Genomic DNA, 1,225 nt, shown 5'->3' on the forward strand with positions numbered 1-1,225 from the left:
TGGCTAAAGGGTAAGTTACTCGTCAATATCGTACTGCCTTTTTCATAACGCTTGGCAATCACGTTAAAGAACAGATTCGCTTCTTCACGTCCAAACGGTAAATAACCAATTTCATCGATAATCAGTAACTTTGGTCCCAGTACCGCACGTTGCATATAGGTTTTCAGTTTACCTTGCTGATAGGCTGTACTCAGTTGCAGCATGAGATCGGCGGCGGTAATGAACTTGATCTTAATGTTGTTCATGATGGCCTTATAGCCTAATGCCATAGATAAGTGCGTTTTTCCTACTCCGCTAGCCCCGAGAAACACCACATTTTCTGCTCTAGCAATAAAGCTCAGATTGAACAGTTCAATCACCTGTGATTTAGGGGCACCTAGGGCATAATTAAAATCATAGTCTTCCAGGGTTTTGACTTGAGGCAGGCCTGAGAGTTTCATCAGTACCTGCTGGCTGCGCTGTTGCCTGGCAGCATATTCATGCGTCAAGATCGCTTCAACAAAGTCGGCATAACTTCCATCCTGACCTAATGTTTGTTGTGCATGATGTGACCATTGTGATGCGATGGCAGGCAGATTGAGTTTTTGGCAAAGCTGCTCTATACGGTCGTATTGCAGATTCATCAGGAAACTCCCAGCAACTGGTCATATACCGATAAGGGATGCTGCAAACTCTCGTAGGGCATGACATGCTGTGCTGCTGCAACAGGTACAGTGCCAGAACCCGTATCTGATTGTGGTAATGGCGTAAATTTTTGCTGCTCTTGTTGCAGTCGAACAGCCGGTTTTTCTTGCGTGGTGGCATGAATTCGCTGATTGGCGGTTTCATGCAGCCACCGGCCAATGTGGGCATTGGCGACATCAACATCTAACAGTAAACCCGAAGTCTTCAGGCTTGCTTTCAATGGCACAATAAAGCTTGATTTGAGGTATCCATTAAAGCGTTCAACTTTGCCTTTGGTCTGTGCACGGTAGGGCTTACATACGCGAGGACGAAAGCTGTATTTCTTGGCGCAGTCGAGCAGTTTGGGATTCCATTTATGCTGCCCCTCCTGATAGGCATCCCGTTCAATCATGATCGTTTTAGCGTTATCAAACAGGATTTCTTGAGGTACTCCTGCAAAGAACTGAAATGCATTTTCTAGACCATCGATCCATGCATCCGTACGTTCATGATCATAAAATTTCACGAAAGTCGCTCTGGAATACCCTAATGTTGCGACAAA

General features: G+C 45.4%; 1 protein-coding gene and 1 pseudogene. Both read right to left on the bottom strand.

Annotation, left to right across the window (positions count from 1 at the left end; genetic code table 11):
- On the bottom strand, positions 1-623 hold a 623-nt coding region (istB, locus tag HHA43_RS13095; protein WP_104492574.1), incomplete at its 3' end, for an IS21-like element ISAba8 family helper ATPase IstB.
- Positions 623-1,225 (bottom strand): annotated as a pseudogene (gene istA / locus HHA43_RS13100) (IS21-like element ISAba8 family transposase); the annotation flags it as partial. The pseudogene istA and the gene istB, both read right to left, overlap by 1 nt.

The sequence above is a fragment of the Acinetobacter sp. A2 genome, assembly GCF_012371325.1.
Taxonomy (GTDB): Bacteria; Pseudomonadota; Gammaproteobacteria; order Pseudomonadales; family Moraxellaceae; genus Acinetobacter.